This window comes from Neotabrizicola sp. VNH66 (assembly GCF_049445895.1).
In the GTDB taxonomy this organism is placed as follows: domain Bacteria; phylum Pseudomonadota; class Alphaproteobacteria; order Rhodobacterales; family Rhodobacteraceae; genus Pseudogemmobacter.
The window spans coordinates 1-1,915 of record NZ_JBMSDW010000048.1 but is presented as its reverse complement, the minus strand read 5'-3'; the positions used below and the strand labels follow the sequence as shown (position 1 = coordinate 1,915).

Here is a 1,915-nt window from a genome sequence, read left to right as displayed (position 1 = left end):
TGTTGATTTCCACTGAGAAGTGACCCGGGTTTTCCATCGAGATTTGACCCACCTCTGATTATGGATTTCGGTTCAGTTTTGGGTCAAGGGCGGGTTTCACTCCTTCTTTTTTCGGGCTGTTGCGGCTGAACTTGCCTTGAAGCGGAAGCTGTCGTTTCCGGACTCCAGGATGTGGCAGCGATGAGTGAGGCGATCGAGCAAGGCGGTGGTCATCTTGGCGTCACCAAAGACGGTGGCCCATTCGCTGAAGCTGAGGTTGGTGGTGATGACGACGCTGGTCCGTTCGTAGAGTTTGCTGAGCAGGTGGAACAGCAACGCCCCGCCTGAGGCGCTGAACGGCAGATATCCGAGCTCGTCCAAGATGACGAGGTCGAGCCTGGTCAGGCTTTCAGCAATCTGGCCGGCTTTACCCTTGGCCTTTTCCTGTTCGAGGGCATTGACCAGTTCGATGGTGGAGAAGAAGCGGACCTTGCGGCGATGATGCTCGATCGCCTGGATGCCAAGGGCCGTCGCGACATGGGTCTTGCCGGTGCCTGGGCCACCGATCAGGACGACGTTCTGGGCCCCATCGATGAACTCACCGCGATGCAGGGTCCGAACGGTAGCCTCGTTGATCTCGCTGGCGGCGAAGTCGAAGCCCGAGAGGTCTTTATAGGCCGGGAAGCGTGCCGCTTTCATGTGATAGGCGATGGAGCGCACCTCGCGTTCGGCCAATTCGGCCTTCAGCAGTTGCGACAGGATCGGGATGGTGGCCTCAAAGGCAGGTGCCCCCTGTTCGATCAGATCCTCAACGGCTTGGGCCATGCCATACATCTTCAGGCTGCGGAGCATGATGACAACAGCAGCGGCAGCAGGGTCATGACGCATGGCGGCCTCCCGCGATTTGGCCGCGCAGAGCGTCATAGCGTTCGACATTGGCCTTGGGCTCGCGCCGCAAGGCCAGCGCTTGCGGGGTATCCAGCGGTGGACCACCGATGACCTTGCCGTCGACCAAGCGGTGCAGGAGGTTCAATACATGGGTCTTGGTCGGCACGCCCCCGACCAGCGCCAATTCCACGGCGGTCAGCACGGCCTGTTCATCGTGGTGCAAAACGAGCGCAAGGATGTCGACCATCTCGCGGTCACCGCCGGGCTTGCGCAGCATGTGCTCCTGCAACTGCCTGAAGGCAGATGGTAATTCGAGGAAGGGTGCCCCATTCCGAAGAGCGCCAGGCTTCCTTTGCACGACCGCCAGATAATGCCGCCAGTCGTAGATCGTCTTCGCAGGCAGCTTATGGCTGCGCTGGATAATGCGGGCATGTTCGCACAGGATCTGACCCTCCGCGGCCACGACCAGCCGGTCGGGATAGATCCGCAGGCTGACGGGGCGGTTCGCAAATGATGCCGGCACGCTGTAGCGGTTACGTTCAAAACTGATCAGGCAGGTGGGCGAGACGCGCTTGCTGATCTCAATGAATCCGTCGAAGGCCACCGGCAGGGGCATCAAGGCCACCCGTTCCTCAGCCCAGACATCCGCGATTGTTCCAGACAGCGTGCCATGAGCCGTCTCATGCCACAGAGCGATGCAATGTTGTTCCAGCCAGTCATTCAGCGCGGCAAGATCGGGAAAGTCCGGCATGCCTTGCAGCATCTGATGACGGGCGTCGCGGACGTTCTTCTCGACCTGCCCTTTCTCCCACCCTGCTGCCGGATTGCAGAAATCAGGCTCGAAGACGTAGTGGTTTGCCATCGCCAGGAAGCGGATATTGACCTGCCGCGCCTTGCCACGGCCCACAAGATCCACCGCTGTGCGCATGTTGTCATAGATCCCGCGTTCCGGCACGCCACCGAAAACTCGGAACGCATGCCAGTGGGCGTCGAACAGCATCTCGTGGGTCTGCAAGGGATAGGCCCGCAAGAGAAACGCCCGGCTGTG

The 1,915-nt window shown here is 60.3% G+C and carries 2 protein-coding genes; both read right to left on the bottom strand.

The annotated features are described in order from the left end of the window. Window positions 1-96 precede the first annotated feature (96 nt). On the bottom strand, window positions 97-867 hold the full coding sequence (istB, locus tag ACO2Q5_RS23855; RefSeq protein ID WP_189383186.1) for an IS21-like element helper ATPase IstB: 771 nt from the start codon (window positions 865-867) through the stop codon (window positions 97-99). Continuing rightward, a partial coding sequence (gene istA, locus ACO2Q5_RS23850) for an IS21 family transposase (protein ID WP_423295712.1) occupies window positions 857-1,915 on the bottom strand: 1,059 nt, incomplete at its 5' end. The genes istA and istB, both read right to left, overlap by 11 nt.